Genomic DNA, 24979 nt, shown 5'->3' with positions numbered 1-24979 from the left:
GAGGAGGCGCAAAATGTCAGCAAAACAGCCTGATATCGACGCAGAGCGCCTTGGCAGTGAAATCCGCGAAGTGCGCAAGGCGCGTGGACTGACCCTGGACGATCTGAGCGCGCAGCTGTCATGCTCGACCGCGTATCTGAGCCGGATCGAACGGGGCACGGCCAATGTTTCTGATTCCATCCTGAAGGAAATCAGTGCCGCGCTTGGTGTTGCGGCAGAGTGGTTCTTTCCCGTCCAGTCGGGCGAAGGTCCGCTGGAGCGCCGTCATGTCGTGCGGGCGCAGAACCGTCGCCCGCTTTCGGACATGTATACCCGCAGCAAGGAAGAGCTTGGTTTCGAAGACGAATTGCTGTCGAGCACGTTGTCCGGTCAGTGCTACCTCATCCTGTCACGGTTTCCGCCCGGCGCGGGCGAGCCGCCCGAGCCTCTGCCGGGCTACGAATTCGAAGGGGAACAGCATGCCATGGTTCTGTCAGGCGAGGTCGAACTGCGTCTCGGGCACGAGGTGATCATTCTGAGCAAGGGGGACAGTTTTTCCTATCCCTCGATGATCGCGCACCGGTTCCGCAACCGTGGTAAGACCGAAGCCACGATGATCTGGGCCATGTCTCCAGTCCGGATCAGCTGGTAAGCCTTGAAAAAATGCTGTGCCACTTCGTCAGCGAATTGGGCTACTGAGGACACCGAAACCATTGACCGACCATTACAGGACATCCCATGACCGGAGTCATTCGATACAATCGTGACGGCGATATCGCCATGATCGCCATCGACAATCCGCCGGTCAATGCATTGGGGCAGGCGGTTCGGCAAGGTCTGGTCGAGGCGGTCGAAAAAGCAGAGGCCGACGGCGCCAGAGCGGCGCTGATCTATGGCGAAGGTCGCAGTTTTCCGGCAGGCGCGGACATCCGGGAGTTCGGGAAACCACCGTTGGAACCCTGGTTGCCGGACGTGTGCAACCGTCTGGAGACGTCGCCTGTCCTTGTCGTGTCGGCGCTGCATGGCACCGCGCTGGGAGGAGGGTTGGAAATCGCGCTGGCATCGGACTACCGGATCGCGACACCGGCTGCGAAAGTTGGACTGCCGGAAGTTCTGATCGGTGTCATGCCCGGTGCAGGCGGGACGCAGAGACTTCCCCGACTTGTTGGCGTTGAGACGTCGATTGACGTGATCACCAGCGGTCGCCAGATCAGCGCAGGAGAGGCTTTTGATCTGGGGATCATCGACCGTGTGGAAGACGGCGCGCCACGCGATATCGGTCTCAGCTATACGCGTGCTTTGTTGGCCGAGAACGCGCCACGTCGGCCGATCCGGGAGATGCCCGCGCCTCAGCCCATTGATTTCGACGCGGCCTATGATTCAGCGCTGCGCAAAGCGCGGGGCCAGATCTCGCCGGCCTATGCGGTCAGGGGAATACAGGCTGCCTGCGAGTTGCCTTTCGAAGAGGGTTTGACGCGAGAGCGGGAGCTGTTCCGCGCGCTTTTGGAAACCGATCAGCGCCAAGGTTTGATCCACGCGTTTTTCGCGGAACGCGCCGTCGGAGTCCTTGCCGAACTCAAGGATACAAACGCGCGGGATGTAAATTCGGTTGCCGTGATCGGCGGTGGTACGATGGGAGCAGGGATCGCCACGTCATTCCTGCTGGCCGGGTTTCCCGTCACCCTGCTTGAGATGAGCGAAGACGCTGCGCACGCGGCCCGAGGCCGGATCACGGGGAACCTGTCCGGCGCTCTGAAACGCGGCAAGATCGACCAGAAGACATATGACAGGTTGACGGGGCCCGCGTTGGCTCTGACGACGTCATACGATGATCTGCGCGAGGCCGATCTGGTGATCGAAGCCGTGTTCGAAGATATGAACGTCAAGCGGGACGTGTTTTCACGTTTGGATGCGATCTGCAAACCCGGCGCGGTACTGGCCACCAATACGTCCTATCTCGACATCAACAAGATCGCCGACGCAACACAGCGGCCTGAAGACGTAATAGGGCTGCACTTCTTTTCCCCGGCGCATGTGATGAAACTTCTCGAAGTGGTCGTCGCCGACAGAACCGCGCCGGATACCGTCGCAACTGGGTTTGCTCTCGCCAAGCGGTTGAAAAAAACCGCCGTGCGGGCGGGCGTCTGCGACGGGTTCATTGGCAACCGTATTCTGGCCGCGTACCGCGCTGCGGCGGACCACATGGTTTTGGATGGTGCCACACCCTACGACATTGATGCTGCCATCCGGGAGTTCGGATTTGCCATGGGGCCGTTTCAGGTTTCCGATCTTGCAGGGCTCGATATCGCGTGGGCCGCACGAAAGCGGCGCGCAGCCACCCGCGATCCCCGGGAAAGGGTGCCACTGGTCGCAGATCGCCTGTGTGAGGCTGGTCTCTTCGGGCAGAAAACCGGGCAGGGCTACTACCTCTACAATGAGACGCCTCCCAAACCCAATCCCGAGGTCGCGGGGATCATCGAGTCCGCGAGGGAAACGCTCGGCATCAAACCGCGCGCGTTCTCGCGCCCCGAAATCCAGCGCCGCTATCTTTGCGCGATGGTCAACGAAGCCGCAAAAGTCGTGGGTGACGGCATCGCCCGACGTCCACTGGATGTGGATGTAGTGCTGCTCATGGGCTACGGGTTTCCGCGCTACCGGGGTGGACCGCTGAAATGGGCCGACATGGATGGCCTTCCGAAAATCCTGTCCGACATAACCGCCTATGCGCAGGACGACCGGTATTTCTGGTCCCCGGCGCCGCTGCTCGAGCAACTGGTGGCAGAGGGTCGGACATTTGACGATCTCAACAAGGGGGCTGGGAAATGAAACAGGCAGTCATCGTCGCGGCAGGACGGACCGGTTTGGCAAAGTCGTTTCGAGGGGCGCTCAACCAGACCCACGGAGCGACGATGACAGGTCACGTCATCGCCGAGCTGATGCGGCGGACCGGTTTGGGCGCGGACGAGATCGAAGACGTGGTGATCGGCTGTGGCTACCCGGAGGCCGAAACCGGGGGAAACATCGCCCGGCAATCGGCACTTCGTGCGGGGGTGTCAAAAGTATCCGCTGCGCAGACTGTCAGCCGCTTCTGTGCAAGTGGCCTGCAGGCCGTGGCGACGGCAGCCCATGCCATCGTTGCCGATGACGCAGGCCCACAGATTGCCGGTGGCGTCGAGAGCATCAGCCTCATCCAACCGAAAATCCGACGCGTGCCCGAACCGACGCTCGCGGCGGGTATGCCCGAGCTTTACATGACCATGATCGAAACTGCGGATCTGGTGGCCGAACGCTATGGCATCGACCGTGACCGTCAGGATGCCTTTGGTCTTCTGTCACAGCAGCGAACTGCCAAAGCCCAGGAGGCCGGTCTATTTGCAGATGAAATCATTCCCTTCGACACAATGATGGCGATCGAGGACAGGGAAACGGGCGAGGTGTCGGAAAAGGCCGTCACACTGGACCGCGATGAATGCAACCGGCCCGACACCACTCTGGACGGGTTGCGCTCCCTGTCCACTGTGCGGGAAGGTGGCTACGTTACTGCTGGGAACGCCAGCCAGTTGTCGGACGGGGCGGCGGCCCTCATCCTGATGGAGGCCTCCGAGGCGGAACGGCGCAATCTGGAACCGCTCGGAGCTTTTCGGGGGTTCGCCGTCGCCGGCTGCGGCCCCGAGGAGATGGGCATTGGTCCGGTGTTCGCGGTGCCACGCCTGCTGGAGCGGCATGGTCTGACGGTCGACGACATCGACCTCTGGGAATTGAACGAAGCCTTTGCCAGCCAGGCCCTGTATTGCCGCGACCGTCTGGGTATTGATCCTGAGAAGCTCAACGTGAACGGTGGGTCGATCTCGATCGGGCACCCGTTCGGAATGACGGGCGCACGCCTGACCGGGCACCTTCTGTACGAAGGCCGCCGAAGGGGCGCAAAGCTTGGGGTCGTGACGATGTGTGTCGCGGGCGGTATGGGCGCGGCCGGGTTGTTCGAGGTCTTTTGAAAGACCGTTTGTGCGCTCAAGGGCGCCCTTTATTGCGAGAAAAGGAGAGGCAGTTGGACATGTCGAGAACCGAAACGGCGATTGCGATCTGCCAAGAGGCGGGGGAGATGGCGCAAAGCTATTTCGCGCAGAGGGACTCGCTCGCCGTCGACAAGAAAGGCGCTCAGGATTGGGTCAGTGAAGCTGATCGCAATGTCGAGGTCCTGATCCGTGAACGTCTGGAAGCCGCGTTTCCAGATGATGGCATCGTGGGCGAGGAACACGCGCCGAAACAAGGAACAAGCGGCTTTGTTTGGGTGATAGACCCCATCGACGGAACGACGAATTTCGTGAATGGCCTTCCTGCCTGGACCATCGTCCTTGCCGGTGTTGCCGATAGCATGACGCAGGTGGGGGTGATCCACGATCCCATTCATGGTGAGACCTTTGTCGCGCAACGGGGTCAGGGCGCGACGTTGAATGGCAAGGCCATGTCGGTTGCCGCACATGTTCCGATGGCCAGCGGCACCGTGTCCGTTGGATATTCAAACCGCGTCGCACCTGAGAATATCCTCCCGGTGGTTGCAGACATCGTGGGTGCGGGCGCGATGTTCCATCGCAATGCCTCGGGCGCCCTGTCTTTGGCTTATGTCGCGGCGGGCCGGCTTCTGGGATATCTGGAAGAACATATGAACGCGTGGGACTGCCTTGCTGGACAGCTATTGATCGCCGAAGCGGGCGGCATCGTTGAAGATCAGAACGCGGATGACATGATCGCAAACGGGGGACGGGTGGTTGTGGGCGCGCCGCAGGTTTTCGAGGCGCTGCTTGGGATGGCCGACCGCGCCTGGCAGAACACAAGACCTAGCTGAGGGCGCGCCAACCGTGTTCCGGCGTCAGGGTCGACAGTGGAGCCGCCCAGTAATGGCCCTGATGCGGCTGATCATGGGCTCGGTCTATCGGCAACCCGGACAGGGCACACAAGAGCAGCGTGCCAACCGCGCCGTGCGAAACAAGGGCAAGGTCGCCGTCCACATGGTCGGCGCAAATCCTCCGGACCGCTGATGTGATGCGTGTCTGCGCATCCCTTGCGGTTTCCCAGCCAAGATGGCTTTGATCCGGAGCTGCAAAAAACGCATCCGCCGCCGCCTCGAAATCCTGCGGTGGAAGAAACCCAGTTGCGCTTCTGTCATTTTCTCCCAGATCCGGCTCAATCCGGACAGTCAGGCCGTGGTATGCCGAAAGGATGTCCGCAGTCTCTTGGGCCTTGCGTTCGGCGCTGGACCAGACCCGTGTCACATTGACGAGCAGCGCAGACGCGGCAAACCGCGCTACCCGTGCGCGGCCTGTCTCGGACAGGGACCAATCGGTGACTTCGCGCTTCGGATCGACGACCACCTCGGGATGGGTGATGAAGATCAGCCGGTCGTGTCTCATGCGTCGGGCAGCAGAACCGGACCCTTTTCTGCAAATGCCATGCGGATTTCCGTGCCGGGGGCAAGCGGATCGTCCACATCGTCATGCACGGCAAAGACCTGCCCGAATGCACCCGTCAGCGTGTATTCCATCCGTACCCCCACATAGGTTGCTTTGGTGACGGTCGCGGCTATCCCTGTGTCCGCGCCGATCAGAAGCCGTGAGGGTCGCACGGCAAGTGTCGCCGGTCCGGGGCCGAGGCCACGCGCGGGCAGGGTGTGCCGGTATCCTTCGATATCGATGGTCGCCATGCCGTTCTCGACAGACAGGATCTGACAGTCGATCAGGTTGGCCTCGCCGATGAAGTCGGCGACGAACCGATCCATCGGTGCATCATACAGGTCTCTCGGGCTGCCTTTCTGCGCAATGGCGGCGTTCCGCATTACGACGATTTCGTCGGACACGGCCAATGCCTCTTCCTGATCGTGCGTCACGTAGACCACGGTCAGCCCGAGATCCTGCTGGATGGCGCGAATGTCCTCGCGCACCTGACGGCGCAGTTTGGCATCGAGATTGGACAGAGGCTCGTCGAAGAGAAGGACCTGAGGTTCCAGAACCAGTGCCCGCGCCACGGCCACGCGCTGCTGCTGACCGCCGGAAAGCTCGGATGGCAGTCTGTTGTCAAATCCCTTCAGTCCGACCAGTTCCAGACCCTGAAGCGCGCGTGACCGCGCCTCTGGTTTGGCAAAGCCGGAAAAGGTCAGTCCGTACATGACGTTTTCCAGCACGGTCATATGCGGGAACAGGGCGTAGGACTGAAACACCATCGAGACATCGCGATCGGTCGCAGGCAGTTTGGTCACGTCCCGATCTCCGATCAGGATGCGCCCCGACGTTGCCATTTCCAGCCCTGCGATCATGCGCAGAGTTGTGGTCTTGCCGCATCCCGAAGGGCCGAGAAGGGTCACCAGTTTGCCAGCCTCGACATGCAGATCGATGCTGTCTACCGCAACGACGTCCTTGCCAAAGCGCTTGGAGACACCTTCAAAGCGGACGGGCGCAGCCTTTGACCCGAGATTGGTTTCGGTCATTTGGTCTTCTCCGTTCCGTGATGCGAGCGACGTCCGATCTGGACCCGGCCCACAAGGAATTGCAGCAACCCGACCGCCGACAGCATGACGAAGATCAGAGTTGTGGAATAGGCGATGGCGAGGCCGTAATCGTTATTCTCGACCCGGCCGATGATATAGCTCGTGGCCATGTCATATTCGGCCGACACGAGGAAGATCACCGCCGAGATCGCAGTCATCGCGCGTACGAAGCTGTAAACGAGCGCGGCCAGGATCGCAGGGCGCAGAAGCGGCAGGATCACCCGCCGGAACGTCTGCCACGAATTTGCACCAAGGGTCAGCGAGCTTTCGTCAAGCGACTTGTCCAGTTGGCTCATACTGGCAATGCCGGCCCTGACGCCAACGGGCATGTTTCGGAAGATGAAGCTGATGACAAGGATGATACCCGTGCCCGTGATCTCGATCGGCGGGACGTTGAAGGCAAGGATGTAGCTGACACCAATCACCGTGCCGGGAATGGCAAAGGACAGCATCGTTCCGAATTCGAAGGCGTTCTTGCCTGCGAAATTCTGCCGGGTGAGCAGATATGCCGTCACCAGCCCGACCGCTGCTGTCAGCGGGGCCGCGATGGCGGCAATGGAGATGGTCGTCCAGAAGCTGTCCCATGCGGCGCCGGTCCAACGGATGCCTTCTTCTTCGAACCGGACGCTGAAGGCGGTGACATAGTGTTTGAGGGTCAGGGAATTGTTGACGCCCCAAAGCTCGACCACGCTGCCATAGATGATCATGGCATAGACCACGGCGGTGAACAGCGTCCAGCCGAGCGCCACGAACAACACCGGATAGGCCAGTGCATTCGGCATAAGGGGATGAACACCGGCGTCGCCCTTGCCGGATACGGTGGTGTAGCTTTTCTTTCCGAGCCACGCCCGCTGCGCATAGAAGGCCGAGAGCGTGAAGAACAGAAGCACCATGGCAAGAACTGCCGCGCGGCTCTGGTCATACTGCGCACCCACGATGGCAAAGAATATCTCGGTAGACAGGACATCGAAGTTCCCACCGAGAACCAGCGGGTTGCCGAAATCTGCCATGCTTTCGATGAACCCAAGAAGAAACGCATTGGCCAGACCGGGCCGCATCAACGGCAGCGAAACCGTTCGAAAGGTTTGCCATTTGCTGGCACGCAGCGTCTGGGCCGCTTCCTCCATCGATGGGGAGACACCTTCGACCACGCCGATCAGCACAAGGAAGGCAATCGGCGTGAAGGCCAGCGTCTGCGCGATCAGAATACCGGGCAAGCCATAAAGCCAGCGCGTGGGTTGAGTGCCGAAGAGTTCGGCGAAGAACACCGTGATCGTCCCTGAAAGTCCGAAAAGCAGGATCAGTGCCAGACCGATGACAAAGGGCGGGGTGATGATCGGCAGAACCGTCAGCGCCCGCAGGGCGCGTTTGTAGCGAAAGCCCGACCGTGTCACGACCAGCGCGAACGCCAGCCCAAGCACTGTCGTTATGAAACCGACCGCAATCGCCAGAAACAGTGAATTCCACGCGGCACCACATCGGGCGCCCGCAAGGCAACCCAGTCCCCACAACCGGTCGTCAAAGAATTTCGACGCAAAGACCGTTGCCGAATAAGCGCCGTCGTCGGTGATGAACGCCGCGGCGAGCATCTTGGCGATCGGGAAGAACACAAAAGCGGTGACAATCGCGATCACGCCTCCGATGGCGCTGACGACGAAGACATCTCCATTGATCGCACCGCGTGCCGCGACGCCCTGTGTCAGCAGAAACAGGAAGGCCGTGGCGCAAATCATTGCGCCATAGCCCATGCCGTATTGTCGGTCTCCCAACTCTCCGAAAAGCGCTTCCAGCCAGTCGAAGTTGTACCCCCGGATGCCGATGCTGAACCCCTGAGCTATCAGCCATCCAAATCCGAGAGCGCCTGCCAACACCAGAATACGGGCGTAGAGCGGATCGGATTTCGGCCTCCGCAGAACCAGCAGAGGCATCAAAAGTGGGATCGCCAGCGGGGCGAGCCACATCTTCTCTCCCTGTGCCAGAAGGAACAGGGCGGGGGCGTAGTCGGTGTCGAACGGGTAGCCATCGAACAGCCATTCAAACGACCATAGGCCATCTTCGACCATGTACCACGGCAGAAGGCAGAACCCGACCCACCCGGCTATGATCCAGAAGATCAGAACCGGATGGGTGGTCTTTTCAGAGTTGGTCCCGCGCACGGATTACTGCGGCAGTACCGAGACGTCTTCGTCCCACTTCTGCAGCAGCCGCTTGCGTTCGTCGGACGAGCCGTACTTCTTGAAGTCGTAGTTGATCAGCTTGATCGTGCTCATGTCCGGTGCCGAGGCCGAAGTCTCTGCGCCTTTGTTCGACGGGACCTGGAACGCATTCACCTGCAGAGCGAGGTTCTGCGCCTCTGCCGACAATGCCCAGTCGTAGAAGGCTTTCGCCTCGTCAAGATTGCGCGCGCCGTCGATGATCGACATGGAGCCGATCTCGTAGCCCGTGCCTTCACAGGGTGCGACGACCTTCACCGGGAAACCGGAAACGGCCTGTGCCACGGCGTCGTGCATGAAGACGATGCCGATGGTGTTTTCACCACGGCCCGCTGCCTTGATCGGGGCCGAGCCCGACTTGGTATACTGGTTGATGTTCTTGTGCAGGCCCTTCATGAATTCAAAGCCTTCGTCCTCGCCGAAAATCTGAACCATCGAGGCAAGCGTCGTATAGGCCGTACCCGAAGAGTTCGGGTTCGCCATCTGCACATGGCCTTTGTATTCGGGCTTCAGCAGGTCTTTCCAGCAGCTCGGCTCGGGCAGGTTGTTCGCGGCGAGGAGATCTGTGTTGTAACCGTATCCAAGCGCGCCGGAGTAGATGCCGATGGTCCGGTTTCCGGCGCTTTCGGCCTGATTGATGGCCCAGTCGTGCAACTGGTCGCGCATCGGCGAAACGTACTCCATTGTCAGGCCCTCTTCTGCGGCCTGAAGATGCGGGTCTCCGGTACCACCCCACCAGACGTCCCCCTTCGGATTTGAGGCCTCCGCCCGGATCTGGGCAAAGGTCTCGCCTGAGGACTTGCGCGTCATGTTGACGTCGATGCCCGTCGCATCCTCAAAACTGCGTGCCATAAGCTGGCACCAGTCTTCCTGTGCGCTGCAGTAAAGCGTCAGTTTCTCGGCCTGCGATGCCGTGACAGATGCGGTCAGTGCAATGACGGAACTGGCCAGTGTGACTGTAAATTTCTTCATGGTTCTCCTCCCTGGTAATTCGGTGACGCCTGTTTGTTTTTGACAGTGTCGTCGTTCGCCCCGATGGCCCTATTGGCGCCTTCTGCCGCCGAATATGGACTGCTCTCTTTTCTGGATGATCGCCCTGAGCTGGCTTGGAACAGGGCTGTTCTGAATGCGCGATGCCGTGCGCGTGTCGTCGGCAGTTTCGTCCTTGAACTGGTCGATCATACCGGGTCCCGCCTGCAGAATTGGGCGCGTCCGATATTTTGACATCTCTGAATTCGCTTCCCCGGAATTGCCGAAAATGTGGTTCGGTCAATGGACATGGGGAAAGGCGTCATACGAACAATGGTCCCGGGTAAAACATCGCGATAGCCAAATTATCAGCACCATATCGAGGTTTATGCAACAAAACTTTATTGCAAAATGCCAAAGAGACCACAAAGATGGTCGGATATCTCAACGTGGCAGGCGGAATGACGGACGCGGCAGTTACGCAGAATCCTGCAAAAAACAAACGCGATCGGATCAAGAAATCCGAGCGTCGAAAGCAGATTCTGTTGGAGCTCAAACTGCGCCCGCATGTCCGTATCAGCGAGTTTGCAGAGCGGTTTCAGGTCTCGACCGAAACGGTCCGTCGGGATTTCGACACGCTTGCCGATGACGGCCTGATTTCGCGCGCACATGGCGGCGCGTCCGCCCCTGCGCAGGGGCACTATCCGGGTCTCGACGAGCGCGCAAATGACCGAATCAGAGAGCGCGAGCGCATAGGCGAACGGGCGGCGCGTCTTGTTCAGGACGGCGACACCGTGATGATCGATTCCGGTTCGACAACGATCCAGATGGCCCGCGCGCTGGCCTATCTGGGCACGTCCTGCACCGTCATCACGAACTCGATTCCGGTGGCAATGACGCTTGGATCCGGAGCGCCCGAGGTGATCCTGTGTCCGGGAGAGTACCAGCCCGCAGAATCTGCGGTGGTGGGGACGGATACGCTGGATTTCCTGGGCCAATTCAACGTCGACCGATGCCTGATCGGGGCCTCCGGTTTCTCTGAGGAAGGACTTTCCGAGTCCGTCCGGGGCTTTGCGGCCGTGAAGAAAATGATGCTCCAACGGGCCGCGAACCGGCATTTGCTGATTGACTCGCAGAAGTTCGGCCGAAAGGGTTTGGGTCAGGCCGGGTCACTCGGAGACATCGACACGATTGTCGTAGACCAAGCGCCAACCGGTCATCTGCTGACCGCTTTGAATGACAGAGGCGTCGAGGTGCTGGTTGCGGAATGAACAACGAATTTAACAATCTCAGCTGAAAAACAGCTGTCTTTCTGGGAGGAAAACATGAAACTGAATTGGAAACTGCTGCTCGGCGCTTCGGCGATTGCGCTTTATTCGATGACCGGCATCGCCTCGGCACAGGACTGCCCGCGCGGCGATCTCGACGAGCGCTTCTGCGACGTAGACGGCGATCTTCTGGCGGACACGCCCACCGATCCGGCGGATCAGATCGACCCCGATACCCTGATCTTTGCCTACACCCCGGTGGAAGACCCTGCTGTTTACAAGGAAGCGTGGTCGGATTTCCTCGAACATCTTGAAGAAGCAACAGGCAAGGACGTCGTGTTCTTCCCCGTTCAGAACAACGCGGCGCAGATCGAAGCGATGCGCTCGGGCCGTCTGCACATTGCGGGCTTCAATACGGGGTCCAACCCCCTTGCCGTGAACTGTGCGGGCTTCAACCCGTTCACGATCATGGCGTCCAAGGATGGCAATTTCGGCTATGAGATGGAGATCATCACCTATCCGGGGTCGGGCATCGAGTCGGTAGATGACATCAAGGGCAAACAGTTGGCCTTTACCTCGCCCACCTCGAACTCCGGCTTCAAGGCACCGTCCGCGATCCTCAAGTCCGATTTTGACCTGATCCCCGAACGCGATTTCGAAGCGGTCTTCTCGGGCAAGCACGACAACTCGATCCTGGGTGTCGCGAACAAGGACTACCCGGCAGCGTCCATCGCGAACTCGGTGAAATCCCGTATGATCAGCCGGGATGTCATCAAGCCCGAGGACGTGGTGACGATCTACAAGTCACAGACGTTCCCCACGACAGGCTTCGGCGTTGTCTACAACCTCAAGCCCGAACTGAAAGACGCGATCCGCGATGCGTTCTTCAGCTTTGAGTGGGAAGGCACCACGCTTGAGGCGGAATTCTCGAAGTCGAACGAAGGCCAGTTCCTTCCGATGACCTACAAGGAATTCTGGGAAGTGATCCGCAAGATCGACGCGGCAAACGGCGTCAGCTACGCCTGCGAGTAAATCACTGATCGGGCGGCGGTATCGGCCGCCGCCCATCCAAGAACAATAATCCGGGGGAGGCTCTCATGCTGCGGCTTGAGAAATTGGTAAAGACGTACAAGACCGGGGATCAGGCGCTCAAGGCGGTGGATCTCGTGGTGCCTGACGGTCAGGTGCTCGCGCTGATCGGTCCGTCAGGGGCCGGCAAGTCCACCCTGATCCGGTGCATCAACAGACTGGTCGAGCCGACCTCCGGCAAGGTCTACCTTGGGGATACGGAACTCACCGGGTTGTCTTCGGGCGCGCTGCGCCGGGAACGCCGTCGCATGGGGATGATCTTTCAGGAATACGCTCTGGTCGAACGCCTGACGGTCATGGAAAACGTCCTGTCCGGGCGGCTGGGCTATGTCGGTTTTTGGCGCAGCTTTCTGCGTCGGTATCCGCAGGCCGACGTCGATGAGGCGTTTCGCCTTCTGGACCGTGTCGGTCTTGTCCACATGGCGGATAAGCGCGCTGATGAACTCTCCGGCGGCCAGCGCCAGCGGGTCGGTATTTGTCGTGCGTTGATCCAGAACCCCGCCCTTCTGCTTGTCGATGAGCCGACGGCCTCTCTCGATCCCAAGACCTCGCGCCAGATCATGCGGCTGATCTGCGAGCTGTGCGAGGAGCGCGGGTTGGCGGCCATCATCAACATCCATGACGTGGCACTGGCGCAGATGTTCGTGCAGCGCGTCATCGGCCTGCGATTTGGCGCGGTCGAATTCGACGGCCCACCCGAAGCGCTGACGCCGGACGTTCTGACCACGATCTACGGCGAGGAAGACTGGGAAGCGACCATCCGCAAGGTCGAAGACGACGACAGCGAAATCGAGGCTGCAGAATGACCACCCACCGTGAACTTGATGACATGCTGGGCAAAGGCTGGCGCAAGCCGCCCTTTATCCGCCGCGCATGGCTGCGTTACACAATCCTGATCGGCTTTGCAGCGTATCTCGTCGCCGCGTTTCTCACGATCGAAGTGAACTGGGCACGCGTCTATGAAGGTCTCGAACGGGGCAAGCAGTTCATCCTCGCGTTTACCAGCCCGGATTTCACGTCCCGGTCCGGCGACATCTGGGACGGCATGGTGGAAAGCATCATTATGACGGTCGCCGCGTCGGTTGTGGGCATCGCCATCTCTATTCCGATTGCTCTGGGGGCGGCACGCAATGTTGCGCCGCTTCCGATCTACCTCGCGTGCCGCTCGATTATCGCCGTGAGCCGGGCGTTGCAGGAGATTATCGTCGCGATCCTTCTGGTCGCCATTTTCGGCTTCGGCCCGCTGGCAGGCTTCCTGACCCTGAGTTTTGCCACCATCGGGTTCCTTTCAAAGCTTCTGGCCGAAGATATCGAAAGCATGGACCGGGTGCAGGCCGAGGCGATCAAGGCCTCGGGTGCCCGGTGGCTGCAATGGATCAACTACGGTGTTCAACCGCAGGTGATGCCGCGCCTGATCGGTTTGTCGATGTACCGGATCGACATCAACTTCCGCGAAAGCGCCATCCTCGGACTTGTCGGGGCAGGGGGCATCGGTGCAACGCTCAACACAGCGTTCGACCGGTATGAATACGACACAGCCGCCGCAATCCTTCTCTTGATCATCGGCATCGTCATGGCGCTTGAATACCTGTCAGGCATCATCCGGGCGAGGGTGCAGTAATGCCGGTCCGCGAAGCAGAGGGCCAGAAACTCTGGCAACGGCGTACCGGGCGGGAAAGCCTTGCGCATTGGGTGATGTGGCTGACAGGGGTCGCTGTCTTTGCCTATTGCTGGCAGCAGATTTCCGAGGCGACGACATGGTTCTTCGTATGGGACGCGCCGCGGATTGCCGGCGATATCTGGACCCGCGCGACGCCGCCCAAGTGGGAATACATCACCCAGTTGGGCAAGCCGATCTGGGACACGATCAACATCGCGACGCTTGGCACGATCATTGCCCTGATCCTTGCCATTCCCGTCGCTTTCCTCGCCGCGCGCAACACCACGCCATCGGTGCTTTTTGTCCGGCCGATTGCCCTGCTGATCATCGTTTCCACGCGGTCGATTAATTCGCTGATCTGGGCGCTGCTGCTTATCGCGATCATCGGGCCGGGTGTGTTTGCCGGGGTCGTCGCCATCGCGATCCGGTCCATCGGGTTCTGCGCGAAGCTGCTCTATGAGGCCATCGAAGAAATCGACGAAACCCAGGTCGAGGCGATCACCGCGACCGGTGCCTCGCGGTGGCAGGTCATGGCATATGGTATCGTGCCCCAGATCCTTCCGGCATTCGCGGGGATTGCGGTGTTCCGCTGGGACATCAACATCCGCGAATCCACCGTGCTTGGCCTTGTCGGTGCAGGTGGTATCGGGCTGCAACTGTCGGCCTCTCTGAACGTTCTGGCCTGGCCGCAGGTGGCGCTGATCCTGATCGTCATCCTGGCCGCTGTCGTCATCAGCGAATGGGTCTCGGCCAAGGTGCGGGGCGCGATCATATGAAGCCGATGACGGCCGAAGTTGCCTTCGGTGCGTACGAGGCGGTGCGTCATCGTCTGCCCGACGCGCCGTCTGGCGTGCGGGTCTCGCGCCACGCAAAAACACTGGCCGATATTGCAGATGACTTTGACGTGTTTCTGCTTGATGCCTTCGGCGTACTGAACATCGGGGAGACCGCGATACCGGGTGCCTGCGAGAGGGTGCGCGATCTGAGGGCGGCAGGCAAGCAGGTCATGGTCGTATCCAATGCGGCCAGCCTTCCCGTTGCAGATCTTGTGCAGAAATACCAACGGCTCGGTTACCCGTTCGAAGCGGATGATGTCGTGACCAGCCGCGCGACGATGGGCGCGTCCATGAACCGGTATTCGGCACAGAGCTGGGGGGTCATGGTGCCGGAAGGTGCGGATCTCCGAGACCTAGGAAACCTCGAGTGGTCCCCCCTCGAAGATGACCCCGCGCCCTATGACGCTGTGGACGGGATCATGCTGGTGGGCAGCGGTTCATGGTCAGAGGAGCGGCAGAACCTTCTGGAAGCGGCGCTGAACCGAAAGGCCCGCCCGGTTCTGGTGGCCAATCCCGATATCGTTGCCCCAAGGGAAAACGGGTTTACCCGGGAGCCGGGGTACTTTGCACATCGGCTTGCCGACCGCACCGGCGTGGAGCCCGTTTTCTTTGGCAAACCCTTCGCCAGTATCTTCGAGATCGCACTTGCGCGGCTCGGGGTCACGGACCGCTCACGGGTCGTCATGGTCGGTGACAGCCTGCACACGGATATTCTGGGCGCGCAGGCTGCCGGGCTGACGGCCGCATTGATTGCGGATTTCGGCTTTTTCGCAGACATGGATGCCCGCAACGCAATGAAAAAGGCGGGCATCTATCCCGACATCATCGTGGATCGTCCCTGACGCCTTGGGTTGAAAGGTTCAGGGCCGTGCGGGCATCACCTGTCCCGCGCATGGGCCGAACCCGATGCGGTATCCGTCGCCCATCGCGGCGCCCCGCAGGGTCACGGTATCGCCGTCTTCGAGAAAGCATCGGCCTTCACCTGTGTCCAAGGTCAGCGGCTCCTTGCCACCCCATGACAGTTCAAGAAGCGATCCGCGGGTTTCGCGGTCGGGGCCCGAAATCGTGCCAGACCCCAAAAGGTCTCCCACCCGCATCGGACATCCACTGCTGCTGTGATGTGCGAGTTGCTGCGCCGACGAGTAATACATCTCGCCATAGTTGGTTCGTGCGATGACGGTTTCGGCTTTCCCGGTAGGAGCAAGCCCAACCTCAAGTGCGATATCATAAAGCATCGGACCCGGTTCCTGGAGGTACGGCAGAAGCGGCTCCAGTCGGTCCGGCGTCGAAATTCGAAACGGCTCAAGCGCCTCCGCCGTCACGATCCACGCGCTGATCGTGGTCGCCGTCGCCTTTGCCTGAAACGGGCCAAGGGGTTGGTATTCCCAGGCCTGGATATCGCGCGCCGACCAGTCGTTCAGCAGGACATACCCGAAGATGTTGTCGAACGCCTGCTGAACGCTCAGCGGGCCGTCCGATGCCTGACCGACAATCGCACCGATTTCCAACTCAAGGTCAAAGCGGGCCGACGCACCCCAGTGCGGGACGTCGTCATCCCGGCCTTTCAACTGCCCGTGCGGGCGCGTGACCGGTGTTCCCGATACCACGACCGAGGACGCCCGCCCGTTGTATCCGATTGGCATATGCAGCCAGTTCGGCGGCAGAGCGTTCTCGGGTCCGCGAAACATCGTGCCGACATTGGTGGCGTGGTGCCGTCCTGCATAGAAATCCGTATATTCGCTCACGCGGAACGGCATGTGCAGCGTCGCGTCTTTTATCGGAACCGAGTGGGTGACGATCTGGTCCTGCACCGCCTCGTCCGCACCTTCTGCCAGCATGGCGGTCAGCGCCGCGCGGTAGCGGGACCACGCCTCGCGGCCCAGTTCCATGAAGTCGTTCCAGTAGGGCGCGTCCAACACATCGGCGTCGGGATCGGCGGGAAGAAGTCCTGCCGCTTCCAAACCGGTCGCATCGACGATCCGGTCCCCAATAGCCACGCCGCAGCGCAGGTCGCTGTCGCCCACCGAGAACACGCCATAGGGCAAGTTGTTGAGCGGGAAATCGCACTCCGGCGCGTTGGCGCTTTCCAGCCAGGACCTACGCAGACCCATCGCTTATTTCTTCCCCGGCGTGCCGTCGAATTTCTTTTCAAGGCTCTCCCAGCAGTCGATGTAATCGTCCTGCAAGGGCGCCTCTTTCCCTGCAAATTCAGTAAGATGCTGCGGGAACCGCGTCTCGAACATGAAGGACATCGTGCGGTCCAGCTTGTCGGGACCAAGATTGGCATTCGACGCCTTTTCAAACGCCTCGCGATCCGGGCCATGGGGCAGCATCATGTTGTGCAGGCTCATGCCGCCGGGCACGAAGCCCTGCGGTTTCGCATCGTACTGACCGTAGATGTTGCCCATCAACTCGGACATGATGTTCTTGTGATACCACGGCGGGCGGAAGGTGTTTTCCGCCACCATCCAGCGTTCGCGGAACAGAACGAAATCGATATTTGCCGTGCCCGGCACACCCGAAGGCGCGGTGAGCACGGTAAAGATCGACGGGTCGGGATGGTCGAACAGGATCGCGCCGACCGGGCAATAGTTGCGCAAGTCGTATTTGTAGGGGGCGTAGTTGCCGTGCCACGCGACCACGTCGAGCGGGCTTTGCCCGATCTTCGTTTCATGGAACTGGCCGCACCATTTGACCGTCAGGGTCGAAGGCACCTCGCGGTCCTCGAAGGCGGCGACGGGGGCTTTAAAATCGCGCGGGTTGGCCATGCAGTTGGCTCCGATGGGCCCACGTCCGGGCAGTTCGAACTTTTGTCCGTAGTTTTCGCAGACAAAGCCCCGGCAGGGGCCGTCCAGCACCTCAACCCGGTAAACCAGACCCCGCGGGATAATCGCGATCTCTTTGGGTTCGATGTCGATGATGCCAAGCTCGGTGGCAAAACGCAGGCGCCCTTCCTGAGGAACGACGAGCAACTCGCTGTCGGCGCTGAAGAAATAGGCGTCCTTCATGCTTTCGGTGACAAGGTAGATGTGGCTCGCCATGCCGACCTGCGTGTTCACATCCCCGGCCGTCGTCATCGTGCGCATGCCCGTCAGCCATGTGAGCGGTTCGTCGCTGTGCGGGACAGGATCCCAACGGTACTGGCCAAGGCTTGTCAGGTCTTCGGGGATGTGCGGCGCACTTTTCCAGTAAGGCAGGTCGATCCGCGCATAGCGTGCCGAATGTTTGACCGAAGGACGAATCCGGTAGCACCATGTGCGTTCGGGCGGGTTGGCGGTGAACGCCGTGCCGGAGAGCTGTTCGCCATAAAGCCCGTAATTGCATTTCTGCGGGCTGTTCATCCCGCGCGGCAGGGCGTCGGGCAGCGCTTCGGTCTCAAAATCATTGGCCCAACCGGGCATGTATCCCGGTTCGGTCAGGGTGCCTTTGGCCTGAACAAGGCCGGATGTGTGCGGAGCATTCATTTTGTGTCTCCTTTCGAGGCGGCGGCCAGCGCTTCGCTCAGAACCGCGCGGTCGCCGATATGGTTGGCAAGGATCAGAATCAGACGGGCATTGAGCGCGATGCTGTCATCGTCGCTCAGACCCTCATGGGCGTTGAGCAGTTCGGCATAGAACCCGTCTGGATCAGGGATGTTGGGGGCGGTGTTCAAAGCCATCGCATCAGTCCTTTCCGATGGCGCGGGCCAGGGCGGCGCGGACCATTGCGTTGTCATAGGCAGGCCAGCGCGCCGCGACATGCTGATCGGGGCGGATCAGGTAGACAGCGCTTTCCGCGTTCCCCAGGTAGCGGTCCTTGATGTCGCCCTCCGCAGGCACGGACAGACCGGGCAGCGTCACGCCATCGACCTCCAACTCGTCTGGCACGTCAGTGCCGACGCCCAGCAGCACGAAGCCTCCGCCAAGGTGATCCAGCAGGAATCCGTGGCCCAATGGCGCGTCCGGGCAGGAGGCACCGGGGCGCGTGCGGGCAGGACCTTCGGGCAGGGCATCCACGGTGTTCAGTGGCAGGCCGTCATAGACGCATGGCACGGAAAGCCGACCGGAATTGACCAACGGACGCGCAAAGGCGTGATGTTCGGCCAGATCCAGAACCGCGTTGCGGAAGACATGGCTGATCTTCGACTTGGGGGTGATGAAATCGGTGGAACGCGAGGAGTTGAGGATGTTCTCATCCGCCCCGTGCCGTCGCTCCAGATCGTACGTGTCCAGCAGGCTTTCGGGCGCGGTCCCGTTCAGCACCAGCCCGAGCTTCCAGCCGAGGTTGTCTACATCCTGAATGCCAGAATTGGCGCCGCGCGCACCGAAGGGCGAGACCTGATGCGCGGCATCGCCGGCAAAGATCACCCGTCCGTGGCGGAACTTTTTCATCCGGCGGCACTGGAAGGTGTAGATCGAGGTCCAGACCAGCTCATACTCCACATCCGGCCCAAGCATCGCATCAAGGCGGCGGCGGACGTTTTCTTCCTTCAATTCCTCTGTGCGGTCGATGTCCCATCCCAGTTGGAAGTCGATCCGCCAGACCCCATCGGGCTGCTTGTGCAGAAGCGCAGAGTCGCCGGATTTGAAATGCGGCTCGAACCAGAACCAGCGTTCGGTCGGGAAATCGGCCTTCATCGTGATGTCGGCGATCAGGAAATTGTCCTCGAACACCCGGCCTTCAAACTCCAGCCCCATCATCTTGCGGAGCGGGCTGCTTGCCCCGTCACAGCCGATCAGCCAGTCGGCACTGATCCGGTAGGGACCGTCCGGCGTGGTGATGTCGAGGACGACGTGATCGTCCCTGACCTCTACCGCGTCCACCCGGTTCTTGCCGCGCAACTCGATCGGTGCGCCCTGCGCCTGTGCGTCACGCACCCGTTCGACAAGGAAGCGTTCGAAATAGGGCTGTTGCAGGTTGATGAAGGCGGGAAACCGATGGCCCTCTTCGGGGAGCAGGTTGAATTCGTAAACCTGCCGGTCGTCATGGAACACCTTGCCAAGGTTCCAGACCACACCTTTGTCCAGCATTGGCTGAGCGCACCCGTACCGATGGGCAATCTCGAGCGTGCGTTTCGCAAAACAGATAGCGCGGCTGCCCTGGCCGACACCTTCGTGGTCATCCAGAAGCACAACCGGAATGCCCTGCAATCCCAGATCGAGCGCCGCAGCCACCCCGATCGGGCCGCCGCCCATGATCACAACGGGATGGCGCACAGGTGCTGACGCATCCTGATCGGGACTTCGTTCATACGGATAAAGCCTGAACGCCAGTTGATAGCGGTCGTCGAGCGGCATTGTCGATCCTCCCAATTGACGTGCCGACCCTAAGGGTCAGCCCTGCAATTGCTCCCACATCTCAAGGTCACGCTGCGCCGTCCAGATGCGCGGCGTGTCGATGCCGCGCGCCTCGTCATAGGCGCGGGCGACGTTGAACGGCAGACAGTGTTCGTAGATGGCGTAGTCCCTGAACTTGGGATCGCAGGCATCGCGGACCGCGTCCCATGCGTCCTTCAGACTGCCGCCACGGGCGGCCACGGGTTTGACCGCGTTATACGTGCTGTCGACGAAATCCCGCGTGTTGGTCAGAGCGGCGTCCACCATGTCCCGCCCGACCAGGGCATCGCCGCGACCGGGCGCGATGGATTGCGGATCATAGGCTTTGACCGCATCGAGCGTCGCGCCCCAGTCTTCGTAGTGGCCGTCCCCGCAGTAACAGGCCGAGTGATATTCGACGATGTCACCGGTGAACATGGTCTGCTGGTCCGGCACCCAGATCACGCTGTCGCCGGCGGTATGCGCGCGGCCGATCTGCTTGATGACCACCTTCCGCTTGCCCAGGTAGACCGTCATGCTGTCGCTGAAGGTCGTTGTCGGCCATGTCAGGCCCGGGATGCTTTCGTGCCCCTCGAAAAGGCGCGGAAACCGCTGGAACTCGCTGTCCCAGTCCTCCTGTCCGCGTTCCACCACCATGGCACGGGCCTTGTCGGACATGATGATCTGATCGGCGCCAAACGCACTCGCCCCAAGCACACGCACCGCATGGTAATGGGTCAGAACGACATGGCTGATCGGCTTGTCCGTCACACTGCGCACGCAATCGATCACCTTCTGCGCCAGACGCGGGGTCGCCTGCGCCTCGATGATCATCACGCTGTCATCGCCGATGATCACGCCCGAATTCGGGTCGCCCTCGGCGGTGAAGGCGTACAGTCCCTCGCCAATCTCTGTGAACGATGTCTTTTTTTCTGACATGTCCCCTTGGGACGCAAACGCCTTTGCCATGAAGCCCTCCCGCCGCGGTCGTGGCGCGCGGCCCGACTCATCGTTGCATTTGAAACGAATTAAACATTGCGCATGCAACGAAGGTCAATATCATTTCATTTGCAACGAGTTTGGATCGCGCCATGTCCGAGGACTTCATCCTGTCCGATTTTCTGCCCTACCGTCTTGCGGTTTTGTCCGAGCGGATGAGCCGTCGACTCTCGGTCGAATACGGTCGGACGCATGGCCTGTCCGTGGCTGAGTGGCGGGTCTTGGTACATCTGCAACGATGCGGACAGGTGTCGATCCGCGACATCCACACTTGCGTGAACCTCGAAAAGCCCCGCGTCAGCCGCGCGGTGGCACGGTTGGAAGACATTGGACTGGTCCGCAAAATTCCGGGCGAGACCGACAAACGTCTCGTGTCAATCTCCCTCAGCCGCGAGGGGCAGGAAGCGCTGCACGGCATTCTGCCCAAAGCCCGTGATTTCGAATTGCAGTTGAAGCAATCCGTCACCTCGGACGACTTTGCGCGGTTCAGTGCGGTGCTGGAACGTCTGCACGAAGCACTGGATGCGGATCCCGAAGCGCCTCCGCGACCAAGCATCGACCGTCAGGCAGCGCCGAAGGACCGGATCTAGGCGCCTCAGCAAATTCGCGGCAGCTGTTCTCCGACCAGCGTATCGACAAGGCGCTGACCCCCAAACAGGGTTTTCATCGTGACGCGTCCTGAAGGCCCGGTTCTGGCCCTTCCGATGAGCGCCGCATTCTTTCCGGCCTCCGTTGCCCGCATTGCCGCCAGCGCGGCCTGCGCCTCGGCTTCCGGGACAAACAGGACCAGCGTGCCTTCATTTGCAAGGTAAAGCGGGTCGAAACCCAGAACTTCGCACACGCCTTTGACCTCGGGGCGCAGGGGCAGGGCCGTTTCATCGATTTCGATGCTGAGGGCAGAGGCTCCGGCCATCTCGTTCAGGGCAGAGGCCAGCCCGCCCCGTGTGGCATCGCGTGCAGCACGGGTGTTCGGCGCTGCTGCCAGAACAGCTTCCATCAGACCGTTGAGGCTCTGGCAGTCGGATTGGATATCGGTACTCAGCGCCATATCCCCGCGCGCGGCAAGAATGGTCGCGCCGTGATCTCCAAGAACCCCGTTGACCAGTGCAACATCGCCGGGCTGGATGGTGTCCGCCCCGAGACTGCGCTCGTCCGGCGCGCGACATGCAAGAAAAGTCAAAGCCTTAAGGCGTGTGCAGTTTTGGCGCACAGCGGCGTTCGATGCGCGCCGAAACCGCCTCTTGCACCGGCTTCGGCAAAGGGTCACTTTGCCCGAAAGCGATGGGTGATCACGCTGGAACGGAGGATGGCAGATGACACGGATGGAGCGACTGCAGTCACGGATGGCCGCGACGGGCACCGATCTTGTTGCGCTTGCGCCCGGCGCGCATCTGCGCTGGTTGCTGGGCTTTGCACCGCATCCGGATGAACGGGCCTGCCTGCTTCTGATCGGTCCGGACAAAGCCGGGTTCGTCATGCCGGCCCTGAACGCCGGGGACGCGCGCCAGCACACCGATCTTCCCTTTTGGGACTGGCGCGATGACGATGGGCCGGATGCGGCTCTGGCGGCGGCGCTTCAGGTCGTCAATCCCTCGCCGCGTGCGATCTCTGTAGATGAAACCATGCGCGCCGATCATGCGCTGTTGCTGCTGGATGCCGCGCCGCAGGCCAGACGCAGTTTCGCAGCCGATACCCTCGGTGCCCTTCGCATGGTCAAGGATGCCCGTGAACTCGCGGCACTCGAGGACAATGCGCGCATCGCCGACAGGGCACAGACGGCCCTGCGTGCCGCGATCCGGCCGGGGATCAGCGAACGCGAACTGGCCGATGTGGCCAAGGCCAGCTTTGAGGCCGAAGGTGCCCGCATGGCCTTTGGAATCGTCGGGGCCGGGGCGCATTCATCCTACCCGCATCACCACACTGGCGGTGCACAGGTCACACCGGGCGACGCGATTGTTGTGGATATCGGCGCCACGAAAGACGGGTATTTTTCCGACATCACCCGAATGGCCTGTCTCGGGGCATGTCCAGCCGGCTATCAGGAGGTGCACGCGGTTGTAGAAGCGGCTGTAGTCGCGGCTCTTGCCGTCATACGTCCCGGGGTAGAGGCCTGCGCTGTGGACAAGGCCGCCCGCGATGTGATCACCGACGCGGGGTTTGGGGCGTATTTCACCCACCGCACGGGACATGGGCTGGGGTCAGAAGTGCATGAGCCACCCTACATGACGGCGGCCAATCCGTTACGCCTCGAAGAGGGCATGGTGTTTACGGTCGAGCCGGGTATCTACCTGCCGGACCGTTTCGGCGTCAGGCTGGAAGAGGTGGCTGTCGTCACGTCCGACGGCTGCCGTATCCTGTCCGAACTGTCGCGCGATGTGCATGTGGCCTGACGCATGCCTCACGGGGAAAGCGTTTTCATCCAGTCAAGGCTCGCATCGGTGTCGCCTGCAGGTCGGTATTCGGCCCCAAGCGGACGGGACCACCCAAGAGACGCGATTTCGCTGAACACGCAGCGATAATCGATCTCGCCATGATCCGGCGTGCCGCGGTCCGGGACCGACGCAAATTGAATATGCCCGAGGATCGGCATCAGGTTTCGCAGGCGGGTCACAAGGTCGCCTTCGGTTCGCCCGACATGGTAGCAGTCGAACATCAGCTTGATGCCGGGCAGTCCCAACTCGGCGATGACGCCTGCCGCCTGATCGGTGGTCCTGAGAAAATAGCCGGGCGCGTCGTGCGGGTTCAACGGCTCGATCAGCAGCGTGATTGTCTCGGGGCAGATCGACCGCGCAAAGCGCAGGTTGTCCAGAAATGTCTGCCGTGCAGACGCGCCCTCGGCGGTGCCTGCCATGACATGCACGGACTGCGCACCGATATCCACGGCATAATCCACCGCCTGCCGTATGGCGTCGCGGGCGTCCGTCACGCGGTCGGGCAGGGCGCTCAGACCGAACGCGCCCGGGCCACCGGTGATCGTGTTCAACCCCAGCATTGGAAGGCCGGTCTCTTCAAGCGCCGCACGCGTTTCTGACGGCGGAACGTCATAAGGCCAGTGACATTCGACAGCGTCAAATCCGGCGGCTTTGGCGGCGCGTATCGCGGCAGGCAAAGGGCGATCGTTCCAAAGAAAACCAAGGTTGGCTGAGAATTTCATGGGTTTGCATCTTTTCTGCCGGACACCCGAGGGCGCACTGTTTCGTTAAAGCCGCAGCGCGGCCGGTCAGACGAGAAGAAAGCTGGAAAATTGAGAGAGATCAATTTCGGTGAAGGCACGCTTGAATAAAATACCACACGAAAAAGTTGTATGAGTTTCGCGTCAAATGGTCGAAAATCGGAAGAAAAACGAAAGGATTGTGCGTGTAGTTAATCGCAGGTCTCCGGCTGGGTAAGGAGCGTCGATCTTTATGGACGGTCAAACAATCCGGGAAATCCGGCGTCGGCTCGGCCTGACGCAACGCCAACTGGCCGACAAGCTTGGCGTGGATCAGGGCACGATCAGCCGCTGGGAGCGCAGGGTCGAGCAGCCAAGGCCCAAACGGGTTTCCATACTGCGCAACCTGCTGCATCAGGACGAGGAACGGCGCCACCTGAATCGCTGCCTCGCCTTCGTCAGAAATGATGTTCTCCCGGCGACGATGCTGGATGAACGTCTGCGAATGGTCGAGATTTCGCCCTCCGGTGCAGCCGTCTTCCGATCGCGCGGGCAAGATCCATCTCGGCTGATCGGCATGAATGCAGAGCGCTATCTTGGCAGAATCGGGAAACCGATGCTGCTGGATCACATCAAATCTTCTGGATTGATAAACGGAGATGCTCTGTTTTTTCGCTTCACCGTCAATTCGCGTGGCGTCGGGAATACCACGGTTTGGGAGCCGATCTTCGTGAACGGCCGACTCACAGGCGTTTACAACTTCGTATCGGCCTTCCACAGCTTCGCGAAGAACGATGAGTTCACGATTGAGCGTGTCGAATTCGTGCCTGCGGATAACCCCGATACACTCATCCCCCTCCACACAGGTGAAAGGTATGATCAGATAGGAGCGGGGTGAGACCCCAAACGATCGATGCGTATTTCGAAAAACGCATATTTTCGCCCTGCCAAATGATCATTCGACGTGCTTAGGGTCAGGA

24 protein-coding genes and 1 pseudogene are annotated in these 24979 nt (G+C 60.7%); 13 read left to right on the top strand and 12 right to left on the bottom strand.

Going from position 1 to position 24979, the window contains the following annotated elements; genetic code table 11:
• The first annotated feature begins 13 nt into the window (after window positions 1-13).
• From MGEO_RS15840 to MGEO_RS15825, 4 genes are all read left to right on the top strand, one after another.
• Complete coding sequence (locus MGEO_RS15840) at window positions 14-631, top strand: helix-turn-helix domain-containing protein (RefSeq protein WP_085640007.1); 618 nt, start codon at window positions 14-16, stop codon at window positions 629-631.
• Between the two features lie 86 nt (window positions 632-717).
• The gene (locus tag MGEO_RS15835) at window positions 718-2805 is read left to right on the top strand and encodes an FAD-dependent oxidoreductase (protein WP_085640004.1); all 2088 of its coding nucleotides are present in this window, start codon (window positions 718-720) and stop codon (window positions 2803-2805) included.
• A complete protein-coding gene (locus MGEO_RS15830) occupies window positions 2802-3974 on the top strand; it encodes an acetyl-CoA C-acyltransferase (RefSeq protein ID WP_085640001.1) in 1173 nt (390 codons plus the stop codon). The genes MGEO_RS15835 and MGEO_RS15830 overlap by 4 nt, the downstream gene beginning before the upstream one ends.
• Before the next feature lie 59 nt (window positions 3975-4033).
• Window positions 4034-4825, top strand: a complete 792-nt coding sequence (locus MGEO_RS15825) for an inositol monophosphatase family protein (RefSeq protein WP_085639998.1) — start codon at window positions 4034-4036, stop codon at window positions 4823-4825.
• Here the strand turns inward: MGEO_RS15825 and MGEO_RS15820 are convergent.
• The 5 genes from MGEO_RS15820 to MGEO_RS21430 all read right to left on the bottom strand — a co-directional run bounded on the left by MGEO_RS15820 (window position 4818) and on the right by MGEO_RS21430 (window position 9915).
• Window positions 4818-5390, bottom strand: coding sequence for a histidine phosphatase family protein (locus MGEO_RS15820; RefSeq protein WP_085639995.1), 573 nt, complete (start codon window positions 5388-5390; stop codon window positions 4818-4820). The two genes, MGEO_RS15825 and MGEO_RS15820, sit on opposite strands and share 8 nt — an antisense overlap.
• Window positions 5387-6460 carry an ABC transporter ATP-binding protein gene (locus tag MGEO_RS15815; protein WP_085639992.1) on the bottom strand — a complete coding sequence of 358 codons (1074 nt, stop codon included), beginning with the start codon at window positions 6458-6460 and terminating at the stop codon, window positions 5387-5389. The genes MGEO_RS15820 and MGEO_RS15815 overlap by 4 nt, the downstream gene beginning before the upstream one ends.
• Window positions 6457-8676, bottom strand: a complete 2220-nt coding sequence (locus MGEO_RS15810; protein WP_085639989.1) for an ABC transporter permease — start codon at window positions 8674-8676, stop codon at window positions 6457-6459. The genes MGEO_RS15815 and MGEO_RS15810 overlap by 4 nt, the downstream gene beginning before the upstream one ends.
• A 3-nt stretch (window positions 8677-8679) precedes the next feature.
• On the bottom strand, window positions 8680-9705 hold the full coding sequence (locus MGEO_RS15805; RefSeq protein ID WP_085639985.1) for an ABC transporter substrate-binding protein: 1026 nt from the start codon (window positions 9703-9705) through the stop codon (window positions 8680-8682).
• A gap of 69 nt (window positions 9706-9774) precedes the next feature.
• Window positions 9775-9915: a hypothetical protein gene (locus tag MGEO_RS21430; RefSeq protein ID WP_158091028.1), complete on the bottom strand. Its 141-nt coding sequence runs from the start codon at window positions 9913-9915 to the stop codon at window positions 9775-9777.
• A gap of 218 nt (window positions 9916-10133) precedes the next feature.
• Between MGEO_RS21430 and MGEO_RS15800 the strand changes: the two genes are divergently transcribed.
• From MGEO_RS15800 to MGEO_RS15775, 6 genes are all read left to right on the top strand, one after another.
• Window positions 10134-10973: a DeoR/GlpR family DNA-binding transcription regulator gene (locus MGEO_RS15800; protein WP_332908321.1), complete on the top strand. Its 840-nt coding sequence runs from the start codon at window positions 10134-10136 to the stop codon at window positions 10971-10973.
• 54 nt (window positions 10974-11027) lie between these two features.
• On the top strand, window positions 11028-12002 hold the full coding sequence (gene phnD / locus MGEO_RS15795; RefSeq protein ID WP_085639982.1) for a phosphate/phosphite/phosphonate ABC transporter substrate-binding protein: 975 nt from the start codon (window positions 11028-11030) through the stop codon (window positions 12000-12002).
• Between the two features lie 65 nt (window positions 12003-12067).
• Window positions 12068-12865: a phosphonate ABC transporter ATP-binding protein gene (gene phnC, locus MGEO_RS15790; RefSeq protein WP_085639979.1), complete on the top strand. Its 798-nt coding sequence runs from the start codon at window positions 12068-12070 to the stop codon at window positions 12863-12865.
• On the top strand, window positions 12862-13680 hold the full coding sequence (gene phnE, locus MGEO_RS15785) for a phosphonate ABC transporter, permease protein PhnE (protein WP_085639976.1): 819 nt from the start codon (window positions 12862-12864) through the stop codon (window positions 13678-13680). Before phnC ends, phnE (MGEO_RS15785) begins: the two co-directional genes overlap by 4 nt.
• Window positions 13680-14495 (top strand): phosphonate ABC transporter, permease protein PhnE, encoded by an 816-nt coding sequence (phnE, locus tag MGEO_RS15780; protein WP_085639973.1) that lies wholly within the window; start codon window positions 13680-13682, stop codon window positions 14493-14495. Before phnE (MGEO_RS15785) ends, phnE (MGEO_RS15780) begins: the two co-directional genes overlap by 1 nt.
• Window positions 14492-15397 carry a TIGR01459 family HAD-type hydrolase gene (locus MGEO_RS15775; RefSeq protein ID WP_085639970.1) on the top strand — a complete coding sequence of 302 codons (906 nt, stop codon included), beginning with the start codon at window positions 14492-14494 and terminating at the stop codon, window positions 15395-15397. Before phnE (MGEO_RS15780) ends, MGEO_RS15775 begins: the two co-directional genes overlap by 4 nt.
• An 18-nt stretch (window positions 15398-15415) precedes the next feature.
• Here MGEO_RS15775 and fahA read toward each other — a convergent pair whose 3' ends face one another.
• From fahA to MGEO_RS15750, 5 genes are read right to left on the bottom strand one after another with little or no spacing between them, the layout of a single operon-like run.
• Entirely contained in the window at window positions 15416-16666 is a 1251-nt protein-coding gene (fahA, locus tag MGEO_RS15770; RefSeq protein ID WP_085639968.1) for a fumarylacetoacetase, read from the bottom strand.
• Between the two features lie 3 nt (window positions 16667-16669).
• Window positions 16670-18019, bottom strand: a complete 1350-nt coding sequence (hmgA, locus tag MGEO_RS15765; RefSeq protein ID WP_085639965.1) for a homogentisate 1,2-dioxygenase — start codon at window positions 18017-18019, stop codon at window positions 16670-16672.
• On the bottom strand, window positions 18016-18213 hold the full coding sequence (locus MGEO_RS15760; protein ID WP_085639962.1) for a DUF2783 domain-containing protein: 198 nt from the start codon (window positions 18211-18213) through the stop codon (window positions 18016-18018). The genes hmgA and MGEO_RS15760 overlap by 4 nt, the downstream gene beginning before the upstream one ends.
• Before the next feature lie 4 nt (window positions 18214-18217).
• Window positions 18218-19831 carry an FAD-dependent oxidoreductase gene (locus MGEO_RS15755; protein WP_085639959.1) on the bottom strand — a complete coding sequence of 538 codons (1614 nt, stop codon included), beginning with the start codon at window positions 19829-19831 and terminating at the stop codon, window positions 18218-18220.
• A 36-nt stretch (window positions 19832-19867) separates the two neighbouring features.
• Window positions 19868-20818, bottom strand: a complete 951-nt coding sequence (locus MGEO_RS15750) for an MBL fold metallo-hydrolase (RefSeq protein WP_085639956.1) — start codon at window positions 20816-20818, stop codon at window positions 19868-19870.
• Between the two features lie 122 nt (window positions 20819-20940).
• Here MGEO_RS15750 and MGEO_RS15745 point away from each other — a divergent pair, with 122 nt between their 5' ends.
• Window positions 20941-21438 carry a MarR family winged helix-turn-helix transcriptional regulator gene (locus MGEO_RS15745; protein WP_085639953.1) on the top strand — a complete coding sequence of 166 codons (498 nt, stop codon included), beginning with the start codon at window positions 20941-20943 and terminating at the stop codon, window positions 21436-21438.
• A 5-nt stretch (window positions 21439-21443) separates the two neighbouring features.
• Here the strand turns inward: MGEO_RS15745 and MGEO_RS15740 are convergent.
• Window positions 21444-22004, bottom strand: a pseudogene (locus MGEO_RS15740) (HypE family hydrogenase expression/formation protein); the annotation flags it as partial.
• Window positions 22005-22161: 157 nt separating this feature from the next.
• On the opposite strand from MGEO_RS15740, the gene MGEO_RS15735 reads away from it, so the two are divergent.
• Window positions 22162-23238: a M24 family metallopeptidase gene (locus tag MGEO_RS15735; RefSeq protein WP_085639950.1), complete on the top strand. Its 1077-nt coding sequence runs from the start codon at window positions 22162-22164 to the stop codon at window positions 23236-23238.
• A gap of 8 nt (window positions 23239-23246) precedes the next feature.
• Here MGEO_RS15735 and MGEO_RS15730 read toward each other — a convergent pair whose 3' ends face one another.
• The gene (locus tag MGEO_RS15730) at window positions 23247-24002 is read right to left on the bottom strand and encodes a hydroxypyruvate isomerase family protein (protein ID WP_085639947.1); all 756 of its coding nucleotides are present in this window, start codon (window positions 24000-24002) and stop codon (window positions 23247-23249) included.
• Between the two features lie 250 nt (window positions 24003-24252).
• Between MGEO_RS15730 and MGEO_RS15725 the strand changes: the two genes are divergently transcribed.
• Window positions 24253-24897, top strand: a complete 645-nt coding sequence (locus tag MGEO_RS15725) for a helix-turn-helix transcriptional regulator (RefSeq protein WP_085639944.1) — start codon at window positions 24253-24255, stop codon at window positions 24895-24897.
• The last annotated feature ends 82 nt before the right edge of the window (window positions 24898-24979 follow it).

Origin of the sequence: Marivita geojedonensis (genome assembly GCF_002115805.1) — a bacterium.
Taxonomy (GTDB): domain Bacteria; phylum Pseudomonadota; class Alphaproteobacteria; order Rhodobacterales; family Rhodobacteraceae; genus Marivita; species Marivita geojedonensis.
The sequence above is the reverse complement of the archived record's forward strand: the minus strand, read 5'-3'. Positions and strand labels throughout refer to the sequence as shown.

What these genes read in the sequence shown, in the direction of transcription:
- MGEO_RS15840 (WP_085640007.1), top strand. Translation starts at nt 14, where the DNA reads ATGTCAGCAAAACAGCCTGATATCGACGCAGAGCGCCTTGGCAGTGAA.
- MGEO_RS15835 (WP_085640004.1), top strand. Translation starts at nt 718, where the DNA reads ATGACCGGAGTCATTCGATACAATCGTGACGGCGATATCGCCATGATC.
- MGEO_RS15830 (WP_085640001.1), top strand. Translation starts at nt 2,802, where the DNA reads ATGAAACAGGCAGTCATCGTCGCGGCAGGACGGACCGGTTTGGCAAAG.
- MGEO_RS15825 (WP_085639998.1), top strand. Translation starts at nt 4,034, where the DNA reads ATGTCGAGAACCGAAACGGCGATTGCGATCTGCCAAGAGGCGGGGGAG.
- MGEO_RS15820 (WP_085639995.1), bottom strand. Translation starts at nt 5,390, where the DNA reads ATGAGACACGACCGGCTGATCTTCATCACCCATCCCGAGGTGGTCGTC.
- MGEO_RS15815 (WP_085639992.1), bottom strand. Translation starts at nt 6,460, where the DNA reads ATGACCGAAACCAATCTCGGGTCAAAGGCTGCGCCCGTCCGCTTTGAA.
- MGEO_RS15805 (WP_085639985.1), bottom strand. Translation starts at nt 9,705, where the DNA reads ATGAAGAAATTTACAGTCACACTGGCCAGTTCCGTCATTGCACTGACC.
- MGEO_RS21430 (WP_158091028.1), bottom strand. Translation starts at nt 9,915, where the DNA reads ATGATCGACCAGTTCAAGGACGAAACTGCCGACGACACGCGCACGGCA.
- MGEO_RS15800 (WP_332908321.1), top strand. Translation starts at nt 10,134, where the DNA reads ATGGTCGGATATCTCAACGTGGCAGGCGGAATGACGGACGCGGCAGTT.
- phnD (WP_085639982.1), top strand. Translation starts at nt 11,028, where the DNA reads ATGAAACTGAATTGGAAACTGCTGCTCGGCGCTTCGGCGATTGCGCTT.
- phnC (WP_085639979.1), top strand. Translation starts at nt 12,068, where the DNA reads ATGCTGCGGCTTGAGAAATTGGTAAAGACGTACAAGACCGGGGATCAG.
- phnE (WP_085639976.1), top strand. Translation starts at nt 12,862, where the DNA reads ATGACCACCCACCGTGAACTTGATGACATGCTGGGCAAAGGCTGGCGC.
- phnE (WP_085639973.1), top strand. Translation starts at nt 13,680, where the DNA reads ATGCCGGTCCGCGAAGCAGAGGGCCAGAAACTCTGGCAACGGCGTACC.
- MGEO_RS15775 (WP_085639970.1), top strand. Translation starts at nt 14,492, where the DNA reads ATGAAGCCGATGACGGCCGAAGTTGCCTTCGGTGCGTACGAGGCGGTG.
- fahA (WP_085639968.1), bottom strand. Translation starts at nt 16,666, where the DNA reads ATGGGTCTGCGTAGGTCCTGGCTGGAAAGCGCCAACGCGCCGGAGTGC.
- hmgA (WP_085639965.1), bottom strand. Translation starts at nt 18,019, where the DNA reads ATGAATGCTCCGCACACATCCGGCCTTGTTCAGGCCAAAGGCACCCTG.
- MGEO_RS15760 (WP_085639962.1), bottom strand. Translation starts at nt 18,213, where the DNA reads ATGGCTTTGAACACCGCCCCCAACATCCCTGATCCAGACGGGTTCTAT.
- MGEO_RS15755 (WP_085639959.1), bottom strand. Translation starts at nt 19,831, where the DNA reads ATGCCGCTCGACGACCGCTATCAACTGGCGTTCAGGCTTTATCCGTAT.
- MGEO_RS15750 (WP_085639956.1), bottom strand. Translation starts at nt 20,818, where the DNA reads ATGGCAAAGGCGTTTGCGTCCCAAGGGGACATGTCAGAAAAAAAGACA.
- MGEO_RS15745 (WP_085639953.1), top strand. Translation starts at nt 20,941, where the DNA reads ATGTCCGAGGACTTCATCCTGTCCGATTTTCTGCCCTACCGTCTTGCG.
- MGEO_RS15735 (WP_085639950.1), top strand. Translation starts at nt 22,162, where the DNA reads ATGACACGGATGGAGCGACTGCAGTCACGGATGGCCGCGACGGGCACC.
- MGEO_RS15730 (WP_085639947.1), bottom strand. Translation starts at nt 24,002, where the DNA reads ATGAAATTCTCAGCCAACCTTGGTTTTCTTTGGAACGATCGCCCTTTG.
- MGEO_RS15725 (WP_085639944.1), top strand. Translation starts at nt 24,253, where the DNA reads ATGGACGGTCAAACAATCCGGGAAATCCGGCGTCGGCTCGGCCTGACG.